This is a genomic window from Pseudomonas frederiksbergensis, assembly GCF_003732665.1.
GTDB classification, from domain to species: domain Bacteria; phylum Pseudomonadota; class Gammaproteobacteria; order Pseudomonadales; family Pseudomonadaceae; genus Aquipseudomonas; species Aquipseudomonas frederiksbergensis_G.
Map to the genome: position 1 here is coordinate 72,788 of NZ_MOBP01000008.1, position 16,359 is coordinate 89,146.

General features: G+C 61.7%; 16 protein-coding genes. 6 read left to right on the forward strand and 10 right to left on the reverse strand.

What is annotated here, in order from left to right; translation table 11 throughout:
* Window positions 1-289 precede the first annotated feature (289 nt).
* Window positions 290-898, reverse strand: a complete 609-nt coding sequence (locus tag BK665_RS14510) for a lytic transglycosylase domain-containing protein (RefSeq protein ID WP_123406575.1) — start codon at window positions 896-898, stop codon at window positions 290-292.
* A gap of 197 nt (window positions 899-1,095) precedes the next feature.
* Here BK665_RS14510 and gspG point away from each other — a divergent pair, with 197 nt between their 5' ends.
* The 3 genes from gspG to BK665_RS35170 all read left to right on the forward strand — a co-directional run bounded on the left by gspG (window position 1,096) and on the right by BK665_RS35170 (window position 3,509).
* Complete coding sequence (gene gspG, locus BK665_RS14515; RefSeq protein ID WP_123406577.1) at window positions 1,096-1,530, forward strand: type II secretion system major pseudopilin GspG; 435 nt, start codon at window positions 1,096-1,098, stop codon at window positions 1,528-1,530.
* Between the two features lie 14 nt (window positions 1,531-1,544).
* Window positions 1,545-2,732: a type II secretion system F family protein gene (locus tag BK665_RS14520; protein ID WP_123406579.1), complete on the forward strand. Its 1,188-nt coding sequence runs from the start codon at window positions 1,545-1,547 to the stop codon at window positions 2,730-2,732.
* 150 nt (window positions 2,733-2,882) lie between these two features.
* Window positions 2,883-3,509: a hypothetical protein gene (locus BK665_RS35170; RefSeq protein ID WP_185076517.1), complete on the forward strand. Its 627-nt coding sequence runs from the start codon at window positions 2,883-2,885 to the stop codon at window positions 3,507-3,509.
* Between the two features lie 398 nt (window positions 3,510-3,907).
* On the opposite strand, the gene BK665_RS14535 is transcribed toward BK665_RS35170, so the two are convergent.
* Window positions 3,908-4,804: a LysR family transcriptional regulator gene (locus BK665_RS14535; protein ID WP_123406581.1), complete on the reverse strand. Its 897-nt coding sequence runs from the start codon at window positions 4,802-4,804 to the stop codon at window positions 3,908-3,910.
* Window positions 4,805-5,014: 210 nt separating this feature from the next.
* On the opposite strand from BK665_RS14535, the gene BK665_RS14540 reads away from it, so the two are divergent.
* Both BK665_RS14540 and BK665_RS14545 read left to right on the forward strand, forming a co-directional pair.
* Window positions 5,015-6,034: an alpha/beta hydrolase gene (locus BK665_RS14540; protein WP_123406583.1), complete on the forward strand. Its 1,020-nt coding sequence runs from the start codon at window positions 5,015-5,017 to the stop codon at window positions 6,032-6,034.
* Window positions 6,035-6,205: 171 nt separating this feature from the next.
* Window positions 6,206-7,642 carry a mechanosensitive ion channel family protein gene (locus tag BK665_RS14545; RefSeq protein WP_123406585.1) on the forward strand — a complete coding sequence of 479 codons (1,437 nt, stop codon included), beginning with the start codon at window positions 6,206-6,208 and terminating at the stop codon, window positions 7,640-7,642.
* 111 nt (window positions 7,643-7,753) lie between these two features.
* Here the strand turns inward: BK665_RS14545 and ycaC are convergent, their stop codons facing one another.
* The 6 genes from ycaC to BK665_RS14585 all read right to left on the reverse strand — a co-directional run bounded on the left by ycaC (window position 7,754) and on the right by BK665_RS14585 (window position 14,041).
* The gene (ycaC, locus tag BK665_RS14555; RefSeq protein WP_123406586.1) at window positions 7,754-8,380 is read right to left on the reverse strand and encodes an isochorismate family cysteine hydrolase YcaC; all 627 of its coding nucleotides are present in this window, start codon (window positions 8,378-8,380) and stop codon (window positions 7,754-7,756) included.
* 70 nt (window positions 8,381-8,450) lie between these two features.
* A complete protein-coding gene (locus BK665_RS14560) occupies window positions 8,451-10,289 on the reverse strand; it encodes an amidohydrolase (protein WP_123406588.1) in 1,839 nt (612 codons plus the stop codon).
* The gene (locus BK665_RS14565) at window positions 10,289-10,900 is read right to left on the reverse strand and encodes an antibiotic biosynthesis monooxygenase (RefSeq protein ID WP_123406590.1); all 612 of its coding nucleotides are present in this window, start codon (window positions 10,898-10,900) and stop codon (window positions 10,289-10,291) included. The genes BK665_RS14560 and BK665_RS14565 overlap by 1 nt, the downstream gene beginning before the upstream one ends.
* Entirely contained in the window at window positions 10,893-11,309 is a 417-nt protein-coding gene (locus tag BK665_RS14570; protein ID WP_123406678.1) for a DoxX family protein, read from the reverse strand. Before BK665_RS14570 ends, BK665_RS14565 begins: the two co-directional genes overlap by 8 nt.
* A 778-nt stretch (window positions 11,310-12,087) precedes the next feature.
* On the reverse strand, window positions 12,088-13,011 hold the full coding sequence (locus BK665_RS14580; RefSeq protein ID WP_123406592.1) for a LysR family transcriptional regulator: 924 nt from the start codon (window positions 13,009-13,011) through the stop codon (window positions 12,088-12,090).
* A gap of 46 nt (window positions 13,012-13,057) precedes the next feature.
* The gene (locus BK665_RS14585) at window positions 13,058-14,041 is read right to left on the reverse strand and encodes an MBL fold metallo-hydrolase (protein ID WP_123406594.1); all 984 of its coding nucleotides are present in this window, start codon (window positions 14,039-14,041) and stop codon (window positions 13,058-13,060) included.
* A 275-nt stretch (window positions 14,042-14,316) separates the two neighbouring features.
* On the opposite strand from BK665_RS14585, the gene BK665_RS14590 reads away from it, so the two are divergent.
* The gene (locus BK665_RS14590) at window positions 14,317-14,736 is read left to right on the forward strand and encodes a helix-turn-helix domain-containing protein (protein WP_123406596.1); all 420 of its coding nucleotides are present in this window, start codon (window positions 14,317-14,319) and stop codon (window positions 14,734-14,736) included.
* A gap of 128 nt (window positions 14,737-14,864) precedes the next feature.
* Here BK665_RS14590 and BK665_RS14595 read toward each other — a convergent pair whose 3' ends face one another.
* Both BK665_RS14595 and BK665_RS14600 read right to left on the reverse strand, forming a co-directional pair.
* Entirely contained in the window at window positions 14,865-15,689 is an 825-nt protein-coding gene (locus BK665_RS14595) for an alpha/beta fold hydrolase (protein WP_123406598.1), read from the reverse strand.
* A gap of 28 nt (window positions 15,690-15,717) precedes the next feature.
* On the reverse strand, window positions 15,718-16,293 hold the full coding sequence (locus BK665_RS14600) for a flavodoxin family protein (protein ID WP_123406600.1): 576 nt from the start codon (window positions 16,291-16,293) through the stop codon (window positions 15,718-15,720).
* Window positions 16,294-16,359: the final 66 nt, after the last annotated feature.

Consider the following 16,359-nt stretch of genomic DNA (forward strand, 5'->3'; position numbering starts at 1 on the left):
GTTGGTTTATCAGCAACTTAAAGTTACGAGTTAATCAATCGGGGGAAATAACCCACCCCCCATTCCCCACTTTCCAACCAAGTTTGGCGACTATTTCCCCCGTAGCAGCTGCCGAGCCCCGGCGAGGCTGCGTTCGGCGGCGAAGCCGTCGTGAGATCAGGCGGCGCGGTGTGTCAGGTCAACCGTGTGGATAGGGTTTGCGACGGCTTCGCCGCCGAACGCAGCCTCGCCGGGGCTCGACAGCTGCTACGGGGGCCCCGGTTTTCCCCATGTTTGGGGGTAACCGCAATCACAACGGCGCATCCACGGCCAAACCCTGCAAGCGCCGGTACTGGCGCAAGACGTTGGGCACATAACGCTGGGTTTCGGCGAACGGCGGGATCACCCCGCCACGGCTGAGCACCGCTTGCGGCCCGGCGTTGTAGGCGGCCACGGCGAGGCTGATGTCGTTGTCGAACAGGGTCAAAAGACGCTTCAGATAACGGGCGCCGCCCTGGATGTTGGCCTTGGGGTCGTAGACGTCGGTCACCCCCAGCTCGCGGGCGGTGTCGGGCATCAATTGCATCAGCCCGCCGGCGCCTTTGGCCGACGTCGCAGCGGCGTCGTAGCGCGACTCTTCCCGGATCACTGCGTGCAGCAACGCAGCGGGCAATTGATTGGCCGTGGCCGCCGCCGACACCAGCGCGGCGTAGGGCTGGTTGGCGATCATTTGCGGTTGCTGATCCATGCTCAGCTGCGCGGTTTCGGGCTCGTGGATCACCCGTTCATAGTGCCGTCCGGGGCGGTGGACATTGGACAAAACGTAGCTGCCCCTGGCGTCCATGGAAACGAAGACATCGGCCTGGGCGATGCCGCTCAGCAGCAGCGTGCCGAGCAGTCCTGCGGTGAGAGTTTTCATGTTTCATACCTCCCCTGGCCGGCCCCGAAAAACGGGGCTTATGCCCCAATGGCCGGTAGTCAATCAGCCATACGCAAGCACTGTGCCGTCGGCGCAAAGGCCCGAGTTACGTGGGGTTCAGCCGGATGCCGGATCGTGAGCATGGCAATTGCATAAGCGTTAGTAGCAACCCTGCTGCCCACTGGAGTGAGGTCATCATGAATCTGCGTCCGTGTTCCGCCCCGCGCCCTCAACGCGGGTTCACCTTGCTCGAATTGTTAGTGGTGCTGGTGGTGCTGGGGCTGTTGGCCGGCATCGTCGCGCCGAAGTATTTCGCCCAACTGGGGCGCTCGGAAGTGAAGGTGGCCAAGGCGCAGATCGAGGGCCTGAGCAAGGCGCTGGATCTGTATCGGCTGGAGGTCGGCCACTACCCGTCCACCGAGCAGGGTTTACAGGCGCTGGTCACCGCGCCCAGCGATGAAACCCGCTGGACCGGTCCTTATTTGCAGAAAAAACTGCCGATGGACCCATGGGGTCGCGCCTACACCTACCGCTACCCCGGCGAAAACAGCGAGTACGACTTGCTGTCGATGGGCAAGGACGGGCAACCCGGCGGCGAAGGCGAAAACGCTGAAGTCACTAACTGGCAATAAGCGGAGCGACGCCCATGCGCTTTCATCTCAAGGCTGTCGGCAAGGCCGGCGTGGTGTCGATGACCGTCGAAGCCCCCGGCCAGATCGAGGCCCGGCGTATCGTCGAAGACCAGGGTTTGCGCGTGGTCAGCCTGCACGCCGAGCGGCACTGGCGGGCCTTGCGCCTGCACCAGCGCGAGACCTTCAACCTGGTGCTGTTCAGCCAGGAACTGACCACGCTGCTCAACGCCGGCTTGCCGCTGATCGATGCGCTGGAAAGCCTGGCGGAAAAAGAAACCGCGCCCCAGGCCCGCAAAACCTTGAGCGAACTGGTGCGCCTGCTGTACGAAGGTAAATCGTTCTCCCAGGCGTTGGCCCAGTTGTCGGCGGTGTTTCCGCCGCTGTACGTGGCGCTGGTGCAGTCCAGCGAAAAGACCGGCGCCGTGGGCGAGGCCCTGGGCCGCTACGTCAGCTATCGCCAACGCATGGACGAAGTGCGGCAGAAGATCATCAGCGCCTCGATCTACCCACTGCTGTTGCTGATCGTCGGCGGTGGCGTGGTGCTGTTCCTGATGGGCTACGTGGTGCCGCGCTTCAGCCTGGTGTTCGAAGGCCTGGGCTCGAACCTGCCATGGATGTCGCAGATCCTGATGAGCAGCGGCATGTTCCTCCACGCCCATCAGTTGGAGTTTTTCGGCACCCTGGCCGCGCTCATCGTTGCCCTCGCCTTCCTCCAGCGCCAACCGGCCTTTCGTCGGGGCGTGGACCGTCTGATCGAAAAACTGCCGGCGGTGCATCAACGGATCTTCATGTACGAACTGGCGCGTTTCTACCGCTCCCTGGGGATCTTGCTGCAAGGCGGCATCCCCCTCGTCACCGCCATGAGCATGGTCCGCGGCCTGCTTACCGTCGCCTCGCGCACCCGCCTGGACCAGGCCTGCGAACGCGTGCGCGAAGGACAATCGCTGTCCACCGCGCTGGAACTCAACCACCTGGTGACCCCGGTATCCCTGCGCCTGCTGCGCGCGGGCGAGCAGTCCGGCAACCTCGGGCAAATGATGGAACGCAGCGCCGACTTCTATGACGAAGAAATCAGCCGCTGGCTCGAGTGGTTCGTGCGCCTGTTCGAACCGCTGCTGATGACCTTCATCGGCCTGCTGATCGGCGTCATCGTGATCCTGATGTATATGCCGATCTTCGAACTGGCCTCAAGCATTCACTGACCCCTCTGGAATGGGGGCCCGCGGCACGTTGCCTTATTCATTGACATCTCGACCGAATAAATCCGGACGCCGGCGTGTTCACCCACTGAATGAAGCAGCACGTTGCATTGTTCATCAACGTTCCATCTGAATAAGAAGACGGAGAACGACATGCACATCAACAAACTTTTACTGGCAATAGCGATTGGCGCAGTTTTGTCGGCGTCTACGGTTTTGATCCCGGACAGCCTGTCCGGGGTATCGAGCGCACAGGCCAAGGATGGTGGGAGTGGTGGCGGTGGTGGCTCTGGAGGTGGCGGCGGCTCGGGAGGTGGCGGCGGCGGTTCCGGCGGTGGGGGTGGTGGCTCTGGCGGCGGTGGAAATGGCGGTGGCGGTGGTTCGGGTGGTAGTGGCGGCGGCGGCAATGGCGGCAGTCACGGTGGCAATGGCAGCAGCGGCAACGGCGGAAACAGCAGCGGCCACAGCGGCAGCGATCACGGGCCAGGGCATTCCGGCGATGCCTCCAACTCCGGACGCAACGGCACCCACGCCGAGCGCGGGGATGATCATGGGGTGCATCGTTCAGGCGAACTGGGCGATGACCATGGAGTGCATCACGCGGGTGAACTCGGCGATGACCATGGCGTTCATCGCGCGGGTGAACTCGGCGATGACCATGGCGTTCATCGCGCCGGGGAGTTGGGCGATAACCGTGGCGTTCAGGCGGCAGGCCAAGTGGCCGATGACCATGGCGTCCACGTCGGCGGCGAACCCGGGGATGACAAGCGGGCGAACTAACCACAAACAACACAAATCCCCTGTGGGAGCGGGCTTGCTCGCGAAGGCGGCGTATCAGTCAACATTGATGTCGGCTGACAGTCCGCTTTCGCGAGCAAGCCCGCTCCCACAAGGGGTTGGTGGTGGATGCAAATAATGAATACGGCGCCATGCCAGTGTGGGAGCTAGCTTGCTCGCGATGGCGGCGTATCAGTCAACATTGATACTGGCTGACAGTCCGCTTTCGCGAGCAAGCCCGCTCCCACAAGGGGTTGGTGGTGGATGCAAATAATGAGTACGACGCCATGCCAGTGTGGGAGCGGGCTTGCTCGCGAAGGCGGTTTCACATTCAACAAGGATGTTGGCTGAGCCACCGCATTCGCGAGCAGGCCCGCTCCCACAAGGGATGGTGTTTGGCGTTATAACGTGCCCTCTCGCTGGTCCAGCCTTTCGCGCAAAAACTCGATAAACGCCTGTACGGGCCGCGACCCTTGGCGATGCTGCGGGTATACCGCTGACAGCGTCAGCGGCTCGGGCCGGAAGTCCTCCAGCACCGGCACCAGCCGTCCATCCTTCAGCGCCGCGCCGACGATGAACGTCGGCAGGTAGGTAATGCCCATCCCGGCAATCGCCGCGTCCTTGAGCAACTCCCCGTTGTTGACCCGCATCCGCCCGGTGACGTTGACGGTCAGCGGTTTGCCTTGCCCTTCGAACCGCCATTGCACCTGGCGCCCGTGGCCATACGGCAGGCAGTCATGGCTCAGCAGGTCTTCCGGTTTAACCGGGGTGCCGCGTTCGGCGAGGTACGCCGGGCTGGCGCAGTACACGCGCTGGATCGAGGCGATGCGTCGGGCGATGAGGGTTGAGTCTTCCAGCACGCCGATGCGCAGCGCCAGGTCGTAGCCTTCGCCGAGCAGGTCCACCGGGCGGTCGCTCAGGTCGACTTCCACCGTGACGTCGCGATAACGCTGTAAAAACACCGGCAGCAGGCAGCCCAAATGCGCCAATGCGAAGGACAGCGGCGCGCTCAAGCGAATGGTGCCGCGAGGCTCGGTGGTCTGGCCGGCGATGCCCTGCTCCACTTGCTCGACTTCGCTGAGCAGACGCAGGGCTGATTCGTAGTAACTCTGGCCCAGAGGCGTGACGTCCAGGCGTCGGGTCGAGCGATTGAGCAGGCGCACGCCCAGGCGTTCCTCCAATTGCATCAAGCGGCGGCTGACGAATTGCTTGGACAGGCCGAGTTGATCGGCGGCGGCGGTGAAGCTGCCAGAGTCCATCACCTGGCAAAAAATACGCATATCTTCGAACGGGTTCATTGTCACTCTCTGGTTGACAGTCAAACACTTTATAGCCGCTTTTTCCGATTCTGACATCCCATTAATCTGTGTCCATGGTGCTGATGAAGCCCAGACCTACTCACCGTAGGAGCTGCCGAAGGCTGCGATCTTTTGATCTTGATCTTTTAAAAGATCGCAGCCTTCGGCAGCTCCTACGGACCGCAGACACAATTAAAAAGGATTTACGCCATGAACCTCGTCAAAAAGACCCTGACCGCTTCCCTCCTCGCCCTCGCCGTGGGCAACGCTTTCGCTGCTGGCAGCCCCGGCGTCGAACACACCACCCAAGCTTTTCTCGAAGCCCTCGCCGCTGGCGGTGGCAAACCCCTCGAGCAACTGAGCCCCAAGGACGCCCGTGCGGTGCTGACCGGTGCGCAGAACTCGGTGAAAGTGGACTTGTCGGGTGTGGACGTCAGCGACCGTGCGATCAAGGTCGGCGAGCAAACCATCAACCTGAAAATCGTCCGGCCGGCCAAGGTCAAGGGTGATTTGCCGGTGTTCATGTTCTTCCACGGTGGCGGTTGGGTCCTGGGGGATTACCCGACTCACCAACGCTTGATTCATGACCTGGTGGTGGGCTCTGGCGCAGTCGCGGTGTATGTCGATTACACACCATCGCCGGAAGCGCAGTACCCGACTGCGATCAACCAGGCTTACGCCGCGACCCGTTGGGTCGCCGAGCATGGCAAGGAGATCGGCGTCGATGGCAAGCGCCTGGCAGTGGCCGGCAACAGCGTCGGCGGCAACATGGCGGCGGTGGTGGCGTTGATGGCCAAGGAACAGAAAACCCCGGCGCTGCGCTTCCAGTTGCTGATGTGGCCGGTGACCAACGCGCAGTTCGATAGCGGCTCGTACCAGCAGTTTGCCGAAGGGCACTTCCTGACCAAGGGCATGATGAATTGGTTCTGGGACAACTACACCACCAATGCCAGCGAGCGCGCACAGATTCACGCCTCGCCGTTGCAGGCCAGCGCCGAACAGCTCAAAGGCTTGCCGGCTGCGCTGGTGCAAACCGCCGAGTTCGACGTATTGCGTGATGAAGGCGAGGCCTATGCCCGTCACCTGGATGCGGCGGGTGTACCGGTGACGGCGGTGCGTTACAACGGGATGATTCATGACTTCGGGCTGTTGAATCCGCTGAGTCAGATTCCTGAAGTGAAAGCGGCGGTGCGGCAGGCGGCGCTGGAATTGAAGACGCATCTGAACTGATCCGATTGATTTGTGGCGAGGGGGCTTGCCCCCGTTCCAGTGCGTAGCACTGGCAGAATTTCAGCAACGCTGGATATTTTGGGGCCGCTTCGCAGCCCAGCGGGGGCAAGCCCCCTCGCCACAGTTTTCACTAGGCAGAAAACAGCATCAACCCGCCTCCGGAGTTCTCCCATGTCCCTCATCTACGACCATCCCCTGTCCTGGAGCGCCCTGCTGCTGGTGATCGACGCCCTGCTCTGGCACCTCTCGCCACTGCAGCACCGCGTCACCCGCATCGGCCTGCGCCTGGGGCTGTTCCTGATCTTCAGCGCGGTGATCATCAACGCCGGCGTCAGCCCGTTGCAGGCGCCGCTGTTTGCCGATGATCGCGTGGCGCAACTGGGGGCCACGGCGTTGGGGATTGTCTGGTGGTTGTACGCCGCACGGGTGCTGACCGAGGTGATCGGCCTGGTGCTGATGCGGCGCATCGGTCACAGCGGGCGGTTGTTGCAGGACGTGATTGGCGCACTGGTGTTTCTGGTAGCCATCGTCGCCGCGGCGGGCTATGTGCTGGAGTTGCCGGTCAAAGGCTTGCTGGCGACGTCCGGGGTGGTGGCGATCGTGGTCGGTCTAGCGTTGCAAAGCACCTTGAGCGATGTGTTTTCCGGAATCGTGCTCAACACCACCAAGCCGTATCAGGTGGATGACTTTGTGGTGATCGACGGCGTGGAAGGCAAGGTGCTGGACATCGACTGGCGCGCCACGCATCTGCTCACCAGTGCCGGGACCACCGCGGTGGTGCCGAACTCGGTAGCGGCCAAGGCGAAGATCGTCAACCTCAGCCGCCCGAGCAACATGCACGGCGTGTCGATCAGCATCCAAGTGCCCAACCATATTCGCCCGCGTCGGGTGCTGGATGCGCTGGATCGCACGCTTCAGGGCAGCAGCACGTTATTGCTGAACCCGGCGCCGAAAGCGGTGTTGAAAGAGGCTGGCGAAACCATGTCCGAGTACGTGGCCAGCGGTTTTATCGCCGACTTGAGCAAGAAGGCTGAAGTGCGTAATCAACTGTTCGACCTGGCCCACCGGCATCTGGAAGCGGCGGGTATTTCCCGGCAACTGGACGGCGTGATCGAGCCTTCGACCCGGGCTCGGGCATTGCTCGATGAAGTGAAAATTTTCCGTTCCCTGGACGAGGACGAACGTGACCGACTGGCCCAGGCAATGGTGCCGCAGCAGTATGCGGCGGGTCAGGTAGTGCTGGAGTTGAATGAAGTGCCGGACGCTCTGTTTGTGATTGCCACCGGCGTGGTCAGCGCCACCGTGCCCGATGGCACCGGGCAGACCGAAGCCGGGCGCATGGGGCCGAGCGAGGTCATGGGCGAACAGAGCATCCTCACCGACACACCGTCCCAGGCCTGCTTTACGGCGCTGACCTCGTGCATCATTTACCGGATCGACAAGTCTTTGACCCGCGATTGCATGGCGCAGCGTGGCGAGGTTGGGCGGGCGTTGAATAAGTTGCAGGCGGTGCGCCAGCAGAACAGTCGGTTGGCGTTGATGGCCATGCCTGTTCCGATCAAGAAGGGAGGCTTTCTGGGGTGGCTGAAAAACCGCCAAACACAATGATCAAATGTGGGAGCGGGCTTGCTCGCGAATGCGGTGTGCCAGTCAGCATTAATGTTGCCTGACCCACCGCATTCGCGAGCAAGCCCGCTCCCACAGGTTGCGCGATAGTACTTACTTGGCAGTCAACGCCGAATAGCTGTTCATCAAGTTGCGATAGTTCGGAATGCGCGGCGACAGCAGGTTCGCCAGGCCTTCCATGTCGTTGCGCCAGTCGCCTTGCAGCTCGCAGGCTACCGAGAACCAGTTGACCAGTTGTGCACCGGCCGCCGTCATGCGCGCCCAGGCGGCTTGTTGCACGGTTTCGTTGAAGGTGCCCGACGCATCGGTGACCACAAACACTTCAAAACCTTCAGCCAGGGCCGACAAGGTCGGGAACGTCACGCAGACATCCGTCACCACACCGGCAATGATCAGTTGCTTGCGGCCAGTGGCTTTGACGGCTTTGACGAAGTCTTCGTTGTCCCAGGCGTTGATCTGGCCTGGACGCGGAATGTACGGCGCGTCCGGGAACAGTTCTTTCAACTCCGGCACCATCGGGCCGTTCGGGCCGCTTTCGAAACTGGTGGTGAGGATGGTCGGCAGTTTGAAAAACTTGGCCAGGTCCGCGAGGGCCAGCACGTTGTTCTTGAATTCGTTGGGCGAGAAATCCTGCACCAGCGAGATCAGGCCGGTCTGGTGGTCAACCAACAGTACAACGGCGTCGTCTTTGTTCAGGCGTTTGTACGGAACGTTGCTCATGTGAAACTCCTCGGTAGTGGGATGGTGCTGTGGGCGCCGGCACGTTGGGCCGGCGCTTTTTTATGTGCGTTTAGAAAGCAAAACACGAGCAGCCAAAGGCGCCCCAGAAGCCGGCGAAATCGCTGACTGGCGCATTCGACAGACGCGCCTTTTCGTGGCTGTGGGCGTGCACGCCACACGGCCCGCTGCAATGGTGAACCTGGGCCTGCATCGGCGACGTCGGGCGCCAGTGGCCCGGGACTTTCACCACCGGCGACCAGTCCGGCAGCACCGGCACGCTGGCCGGCCCGAGTTTTTCGAAGTCACCGGCGGCGTACACCACTTTGCCGCCGACCACGGTCAACACGGACTCGATCCACTTGATCGCTTCCTCATCCACGCTGAAGAAGTCAGCGCTCAGGGCCGCGACGTCCGCCAGTTGCCCGACCTTGATCTGGCCTTTCTTGCCCTGTTCGGACGAGAACCAGGCGCTGCCATGGGTGAACAGTTCCAGCGCGGTCAGCCGCGACAGGCCTTCGGCGTGCAATTCCAGACCGCCCACGGTACGACCACTGACCATCCAGTACAGCGAGGTCCAAGGATTGTAGCTGGACACCCGCGTGGCGTCGGTGCCGGCGCCGACCGGTACACCTTCGGCCAACATGCGCTTGATCGGCGGTGTGGCTTCGGCAGCTTTGGCACCGTAGCGCTCGACGAAATACTCGCCTTGGAATGCCATGCGGTCCTGGATCGCGATGCCACCGCCCAGCGCCCTCACCCGCTCGATGTTCTGCGGGGTGATGGTTTCGGCGTGGTCGAAAAACCACGGCAGACCGTTGAACGGAATGTCGCGATTGACCTTCTCGAACACGTCGAGCATGCGGCTGATGGATTCGTTGTAGGTCGCATGCAAACGGAACGGCCAGCGCTGCTCGACCAGATGGCGCACCACCGGTTCCAGTTCGGCTTCCATGGTTTGCGGCAGGTCCGGGCGCGGCTCCAGGAAGTCCTCGAAATCAGCCGCCGAGAACACCAGCATCTCCCCGGCGCCGTTGTGCCGCAGGTAGTCGTCGCCCTGGTGCAGGGTCACGCTCGACGTCCAGTTCTTGAAGTCGCTGAGTTCTTCTTTCGGCTTCTGGGTGAACAGGTTGTAGGCAATGCGGATGGTCAGTTGCTCATCCTTGGCCAGTTGCTCGATGACCTGATAATCATTCGGGTAATTCTGGAAACCACCGCCGGCATCGATGGCGCTGGTCAGGCCCAGGCGATTGAGTTCGCGCATGAATTGACGGGTCGAGTTGACCTGATATTCCAGCGGCAACTTCGGTCCCTTGGCCAGGGTCGAGTAGAGAATCATCGCGTTGGGACGGGCGACCAGCATGCCGGTCGGGTTGCCGTTGGCATCACGGACAATTTCGCCGCCCGGCGGGTTCGGCGTATCGCGGGTGTAGCCGGCAACACGCAGTGCGGCGCGGTTGAGCAAGGCCCGGTCGTACAAGTGCAGGACGAACACCGGGGTGTCCGGCGCGGCCTGGTTGAGTTCTTCCAGGGTCGGCATGCGTTTTTCGGCGAACTGGAATTCGTTCCAGCCACCCACCACCCGCACCCATTGCGGGGTGGGTGTGCGGTCGGCCTGGTCCTTGAGCATGCGCAACGCATCAACCAACGACGGCACGCCTTCCCAGCGCAGTTCGAGGTTGTAGTTCAGGCCGCCACGGATCAGGTGCAAGTGCGAGTCGTTGAGGCCGGGGATGACGCAGCGGCCCTTGAGGTCGATGACCTGGGTGCCGGACCCGCGCAGGGCCATGGCTTGCGCATCGGTGCCGACCGCGACAAAGCGACCGTCCTTGATCGCCACGGCGCTGGCCTGCGGGTTTTCGCGGTCAACGGTATGGAATTGGCCATTGAATAGAATCAGATCGGCGTTCATCACGTTTCCTTAGGCGTTGTGGAATGGGACAACCAGGGCGCGAACAATCGGGTCGCCCGGGGCATGAACAGGTACACCACCGACACCACGATGGTCACGGTGATCAGGAACGTGGCGACCACGTAGTTGGACAGGATCGGGTGGAGCTTGAGCAGCGGCCCCCAGAGCATTGGCACCAGCAAGGTGTGCGGCAGGATTACCAGCAACGTGACGACGGCTTGCTTCCAGCGCGGGGGCGGCGGCGACGCGGCGTCGACCGTGGGCGAGAACCAGAACTCATTGACCGGGTTGACCTCGGTCTGGTCGCCGTCCGCCAGCATTGGCGTGGCTTGGTTGACCAGTTCAAGGCGCTGCGGTGAATCGAGCCAGTGCTGCATCGACTCGGTGGAACAGAAGCGCAGCACGCAGGTGTACATGTCGAGGCCGGCGTTTTTGCCGCGCATCACGTCCACGCCCAGGTGCCCTTCCTGTTGCCCGGCGATGGTGACAATGTTGCGCAACCAGGCTTCGTAGGGCACCTCGAAACCGGCCTTGACCCGGTGCTTGATGATCAGGGTCACGATCTCATCGAAACCCGGTTTTGCTGCGGCGGCGTGGTTGGCGTCAGGCATAACGAAGAACTCCGGCGAATCGGTCATTGAGCGCCAGCCGTCCCGGCCCGGCGATAAGGATGCTGGTGAACACAATCAACAGCAGCCAGCCGAACTGCCCTTCGAACAGGCTCCATTGCGGATGCACAACCACCAACGCCACCAGCAGCAGAAACAGAATAGGCAAACACGCCAAACGCACCAGCACCCCGGCGACGATCAGCAGCGGACACAACACCTCGGCGAAAATCGCCAGGCTCAGTGTGAGGTTGGCGCCGAGGTGGAACGGGTCTTCGATGTTCTGCACTTCGGTGCTGAAGTGCAGCAGCTTGGGCAAGCCATGCACCCACAACAGAAACAACCCGCCGCTGACCCGCAGAAACAGCAGCCCGAAGTCTCGAGTCCGTTCATCCCATTCCGATGCGTTCATGGCCAGTGCGCTCCCTTGAAAAATCACCGGCATGGCTTCGCCGGCACTTGGTCTGATAGTGCCGGGGTCAGGTTTTGGAAAATTGGATGTACGTGCTCTTTTGTGAGGCTCAAACACCAATCCCCTGTAGGAGCGAAGCTTGCTCGCGAAGGCGGTGAGTCAGTCAACATCAATGCCGACTGACACTCCGCCTTCGCGAGCAAGCTTTGCTCCTACAGGGGATCTTCAGTGTCAGAAAGATCCCAAGCCCTACGCAAACCCTGTGGGAGCGGGCTTGCTCGCGAAAGCGGTGGGTCAGTCAATATTGATGGCGACTGACACTCCGCCTTCGCGAGCAAGCTTTGCTCCTACAGGGGATCTTCAGTGTCAGAAAGATCCCAAGCCCTACACAAACCCTGTGGGAGCGGGCTTGCTCGCGAAAGCGGTGGGTCAGTCAATATGGATGGCGACTGACACTGCGTCTTCGCGAGCAAGCTTTGCTCCTACAGGGGATCTTCAGTGTCAGAAAGATCCCAAGCCCTACACAAACCCTGTGGGAGCGGGCTTGCTCGCGAAAGCGGTGGGTCAGTCAATATTGATGGCGACTGACACTCCGCCTTCGCGAGCAAGCTTTGCTCCTACAGGGGATCTTCAGTGTCAGAAAGATCCCAAGCCCTACACAAACCCTGTGGGAGCGGGCTTGCTCGCGAAAGCGGTGGGTCAGTCACATAAATGCTGAATGACACACCGTCTTCGCGAGCAAGCCCGCTCCCACAGGTTGATCTGTGTTTGTCTGGGGTTATGGGGTCGGGATGTTGAGGGGTTCGGACATGAATTGGCTGATGCGTGAGCGCAGCCATTTCTCTGCCGGGTCGTTGTCGTGTACGCCGCTCCAGGCCATCGATAACTGTGCCGCCTCGATTTCAAACGGTGGGTCTTCGGCGCGCAGCGCACAGCCTTCGACCAGGGCGCAGGCGGCGTAATCCGGGACGGTGGCGATCATTTCGGTGCCGGCAAGCAAGGCACGCAAGCCGCTGAATTGCGGCACGCCCAGGACCACACGCCGGCTGCGGCCGATCTTGGCCAGGTCGAGGTCGATGTTGCCGCTCAGGTCGCCCGAGAACGACACCATCGCATGGGGCCGTTCGCAGTATTCGTCCAGGGTCAGCGGGCCGGGACGCTTGTCGCCGCGCAGCACCTTGCAGGGAATGTCCCGCAGTTTCTTGCGCTTGGCATTGGCCGGCAGATCGGTGGTGTAGCTCACGCCCACGGAAATTTCCCCGGACGCCAGCAGCGCCGGCATCAGCAGGTAATTGGCCCGGCGCACGACGACGATGATCCCCGGCGCCTCTTCCCGCAGTTGGCTCAACAGCGGCGGAAACAGACCGAATTCGGCGTCGTCCGACAGCCCGATACGAAACACATCGCAGCTACTGGCCGGTTCGAACTCCTTGGCCCGGCTGACCGCCCCCGAGATCACATCCATCGCCGGTTGCAGCTCCTTGAGAATCGCCAGTGCCCGCGCCGTGGGTTCCATGCCGCGCCCGTTGCGCAGCAGCAACGGGTCGTCGAACAGATCGCGCAAACGCCCCAGCGCCGCACTCACCGCCGGTTGGCCCATGAAGAGTTTTTCGGCGACCCGGGTCAGGTTCTTTTCGAACATCAGGGCTTCGAAAATCACCAGCAGGTTCATGTCCACGCGGCGCAGATCGTTTCGGTTCATAAGGGCAATCCATTTGGGTTGTCAGCCAGGCACAGTCTGTCGAACTTTACTCGATCAACGGCACTTTCGCCGCTCGTTTGTACGGGCCGTACTCCACCGGCACCCATTCAAAATGCTTGCCCTCGGCGGCGATGTGGCCGATGCCAGGGAACGGCAGGTGCGCGGCGGTGACCCAGGTCTTGCGGGTCGCGGCGTCGGTGAAGACCTGGTTGCGGCTCTTGATCGCCTGCTGACTGTTGACGTCAAACCCGATCGACACTTCAGGATGGAGGAATTGCACCGCCAGGTTATGCACCAGGTCGCCCATGAACAGAATGCTCTGCCCTTCGGAGGTGAAGCGGTAAGTGGTGCTGCCCGGCGTGTGCCCGGCTTCCAGGGTGGCCTCGACACCCGGCACCGGCGACTGGCCGGCGGCGAAGGTTTTGAAGCGACCCGCTGCGACGTAAGGCGCGGTGGAATCCTGGGCAATTTTGAAGTAAGGCTTGGCGCCTTCGGGCGCTTTGGCGATGGCTTGCGGGTCGAGCCAGTAATCGGCTTCGGCTTTGGCGGCGTAGACCGTGGCGTTGGCGAAGACTGGTTTTTGCTGGGCGTCGACCAGGCCACACACGTGGTCCAGGTGCAGGTGAGTCAGCAGGACGGTATCCACCTGATCCGGCTGATAGCCGGCGGCTTTCATGTTGTCCGAGAGCATGCCGGCGGTGGCGCCGATGCACTGCCCTGCCCCGGTGTCCACCAGAATCAGTTGCTTGCCGGTGTTGATCAGGAACGCGTTGAACGCGGTTTGCACGCCTGGGGTTTCAATCGAACGACGGGCCAGCAATGCGCGGATTTGACTCTGGGTCAGGCCCTTGAGCAGTTTCGGCGACAGGTCGTTGTAGCCGTCGAACAACGCCGTGACTTCGTAATCCCCCACCGCCAGGCGGAAGTAACCCGGCGCCTGGGTGCCGACCTGGGCCGGTGCCGCCGCCAGGGAAAGACCGGAGGCCAGCGCAACCGCCAGGCCCAGTGTGCCAATCAGAGAATGCTTCATGCCTTCACCTTTGATGTCGCCAAAGAAAGCGGCCCGCCGAGGCCCGCCATACGTCACCCATCTTGCATCGCCCCACGCCCTGCGCGCTTGCAGCGATGTGCTGAGTTAGCGCGGTTCTTCGCCAAAACCGAGCGCGGAATTAACAACGTTTAACTCGCCTGCCAACGCCCCGAGCCCAAGAATGAAGCCCTCTGCACAGACCTGATTCTCCAAAAGGGAAGGTGCTGATCCACCGTGCAGTGCGCAGCGCACTCCCACCGACACGGAAATTTGTCATGGCCAACGTTCAGCACTACGCCGTCAGGGCGTCCGCCACGCCGCCGCAAAAAATCACCACCGGCGGCCTCGCCCCCTGGCGCGAAAACCTGGTCAAGCAACTGATTCTCGACCGTCTGAGCGATACCCTCGAAGTCACCGAACTGGCCCGCGCCTGCGCCCTGTCCCGCAGCCATTTTTCCCGTGCCTTCAAGTGCAGCACCGGGTTGTCGCCGCAAGACTGGATCCGTTGCCAGCGCATTGCCAAAGCCAAGCAGTTGATCCGCGATACGGACCTGACGCTGACCCAGATTAGTCTGGAATGCGGGTTTTGCGACCAGGCGCATTTTTGCCACATCTTCACCCGTAGTGAGGGGATCAATCCGTTTGCGTGGCGGTGCAAGGTGGTGCGCTCAATCTCCTGTGGAGGCATGCTCTAGCGGGCTTGGCAGTTCCCTTGTGGGAGCGGGCTTGCTCGCGAAGGCGGTGTGTCAGTCGACATCAATATTGACGGACCCACCGCCTTCGCGAGCAAGCCCGCTCCCACAGTTTGGTTGTGTGATTTTGATCAGGCTTTGAGGAACGCCAGCAGATCTTCGTTGAGTTGGTCTTTGTGGGTATCCGTCAAACCATGGGGCGCGCCCGGATACACTTTCAGGGTCGAGCCCTTGACCAACCGGGCCGAAGCAATCCCCGCCGCTTCAATCGGCACCACCTGATCCGCATCGCCATGCACCACCAGGGTCGGTACGTCGAATTTTTTCAGGTCTTGCGTAAAGTCAGTCTCCGAGAACGCCTTGATGCAGTCATAGGCGTTCTTGTGGCCCGAGCTCATGCCCTGCAGCCAGAACCAGTCGATCATGCCCTGTGAAGGCTTGGCATCCGGTTTGTTGAAACCGAAAAACGGGCCGGCGGCGAGGTCTTTGTACAGCTGCGAACGGTCTACCAGCGAGGCCTGACGGATGCCATCAAACACTTCCAGTGGCAAGCCGCCGGGATTGGCTTCGGTCTTGAGCATCAGTGGCGGCACCGAGGAAATCAGCCCGGCTTTCGCAACGCGGCCAGTGCCATGACGACCAATGTAGCGCGCCACTTCGCCGCCACCGGTGGAGAAGCCGAACAGCACTGCGTCTTTCAAATCCAGCAGTTCGATCAGTTGCGCCAAATCGTCAGCGTAGTGATCCATATCGTTGCCTTCCCACGGCTGGCTCGAACGCCCGTGGCCACGACGGTCGTGGGCGATGACCCGGTAACCCTTGGACGCGAGGAAAATCATCTGCGATTCCCAACTGTCGGCATTCAACGGCCAGCCGTGGCTGAAGACGATGGGCTGACCGGTGCCCCAATCCTTGTAGTAGATCTCGGTGCCGTCGCGGGTGGTGAATGTGCTCATGTGGCTACTCCGTTTTTGAGGGTTTGGATCAATTCGGTGAGTGATGCATGCGCTCCGCCAGCCGCGCGACCCGTTCGCCCAGGTGCGCGGCGGTGCAGCGGTCTTCCGGCGGTGGTGCGTCGTCGGGGGACTGTTCGACATTCGACTGGGCCATGGCACCGAGGGAGCTGCCGAGGCGATTGAGTTGGCCGTCGAACAGGCCAATGCTGCTGCGCGCCGGCAACAGGTCCAGGCCGACCCAGATCATCGAATGCTGGGCGGCGAACACCGCCATCTGCAGCAAGGTGTTGAGCTTGTCGCCGCACAGGCAACCGGAATTGGTGAACCCGGCGGCGAGTTTGTCGCGCCACGGCTGGGCCAGGTAAAACGCCGACGTGGCTTCCATGAATTGCTTGAAGGAGGCCGAGGCGCTGCCCATGTAGGTCGGGGCGCCGAAGATGATCGCATCGGCCTGGTGCAGGTGCTCCCACTGGGTGTCGACGTCCTCCACCGAGATCAGCCGGCAGGTGCTGCCCAGGTGCCGTTCCACGCCCATGGCCACGGCTTCGGCCATAACCCGGGTGTGCCCGTAGCCACTGTGATAGACCACCACGACATCGCTCATTCCGGCATCCTCCAGAAGTGTCCATTCCTTTTACAACGCGAAGACGAAAATCTTCGTTGGACTTGA

Coding starts and splice junctions, on each gene's coding strand:
- BK665_RS14510 (WP_123406575.1), bottom strand. CDS start 898: ATGAAAACTCTCACCGCAGGACTGCTCGGCACGCTGCTGCTGAGCGGC.
- gspG (WP_123406577.1), top strand. CDS start 1,096: ATGAATCTGCGTCCGTGTTCCGCCCCGCGCCCTCAACGCGGGTTCACC.
- BK665_RS14520 (WP_123406579.1), top strand. CDS start 1,545: ATGCGCTTTCATCTCAAGGCTGTCGGCAAGGCCGGCGTGGTGTCGATG.
- BK665_RS35170 (WP_185076517.1), top strand. CDS start 2,883: ATGCACATCAACAAACTTTTACTGGCAATAGCGATTGGCGCAGTTTTG.
- BK665_RS14535 (WP_123406581.1), bottom strand. CDS start 4,804: ATGAACCCGTTCGAAGATATGCGTATTTTTTGCCAGGTGATGGACTCT.
- BK665_RS14540 (WP_123406583.1), top strand. CDS start 5,015: ATGAACCTCGTCAAAAAGACCCTGACCGCTTCCCTCCTCGCCCTCGCC.
- BK665_RS14545 (WP_123406585.1), top strand. CDS start 6,206: ATGTCCCTCATCTACGACCATCCCCTGTCCTGGAGCGCCCTGCTGCTG.
- ycaC (WP_123406586.1), bottom strand. CDS start 8,380: ATGAGCAACGTTCCGTACAAACGCCTGAACAAAGACGACGCCGTTGTA.
- BK665_RS14560 (WP_123406588.1), bottom strand. CDS start 10,289: ATGAACGCCGATCTGATTCTATTCAATGGCCAATTCCATACCGTTGAC.
- BK665_RS14565 (WP_123406590.1), bottom strand. CDS start 10,900: ATGCCTGACGCCAACCACGCCGCCGCAGCAAAACCGGGTTTCGATGAG.
- BK665_RS14570 (WP_123406678.1), bottom strand. CDS start 11,309: ATGAACGCATCGGAATGGGATGAACGGACTCGAGACTTCGGGCTGCTG.
- BK665_RS14580 (WP_123406592.1), bottom strand. CDS start 13,011: ATGAACCGAAACGATCTGCGCCGCGTGGACATGAACCTGCTGGTGATT.
- BK665_RS14585 (WP_123406594.1), bottom strand. CDS start 14,041: ATGAAGCATTCTCTGATTGGCACACTGGGCCTGGCGGTTGCGCTGGCC.
- BK665_RS14590 (WP_123406596.1), top strand. CDS start 14,317: ATGGCCAACGTTCAGCACTACGCCGTCAGGGCGTCCGCCACGCCGCCG.
- BK665_RS14595 (WP_123406598.1), bottom strand. CDS start 15,689: ATGAGCACATTCACCACCCGCGACGGCACCGAGATCTACTACAAGGAT.
- BK665_RS14600 (WP_123406600.1), bottom strand. CDS start 16,293: ATGAGCGATGTCGTGGTGGTCTATCACAGTGGCTACGGGCACACCCGG.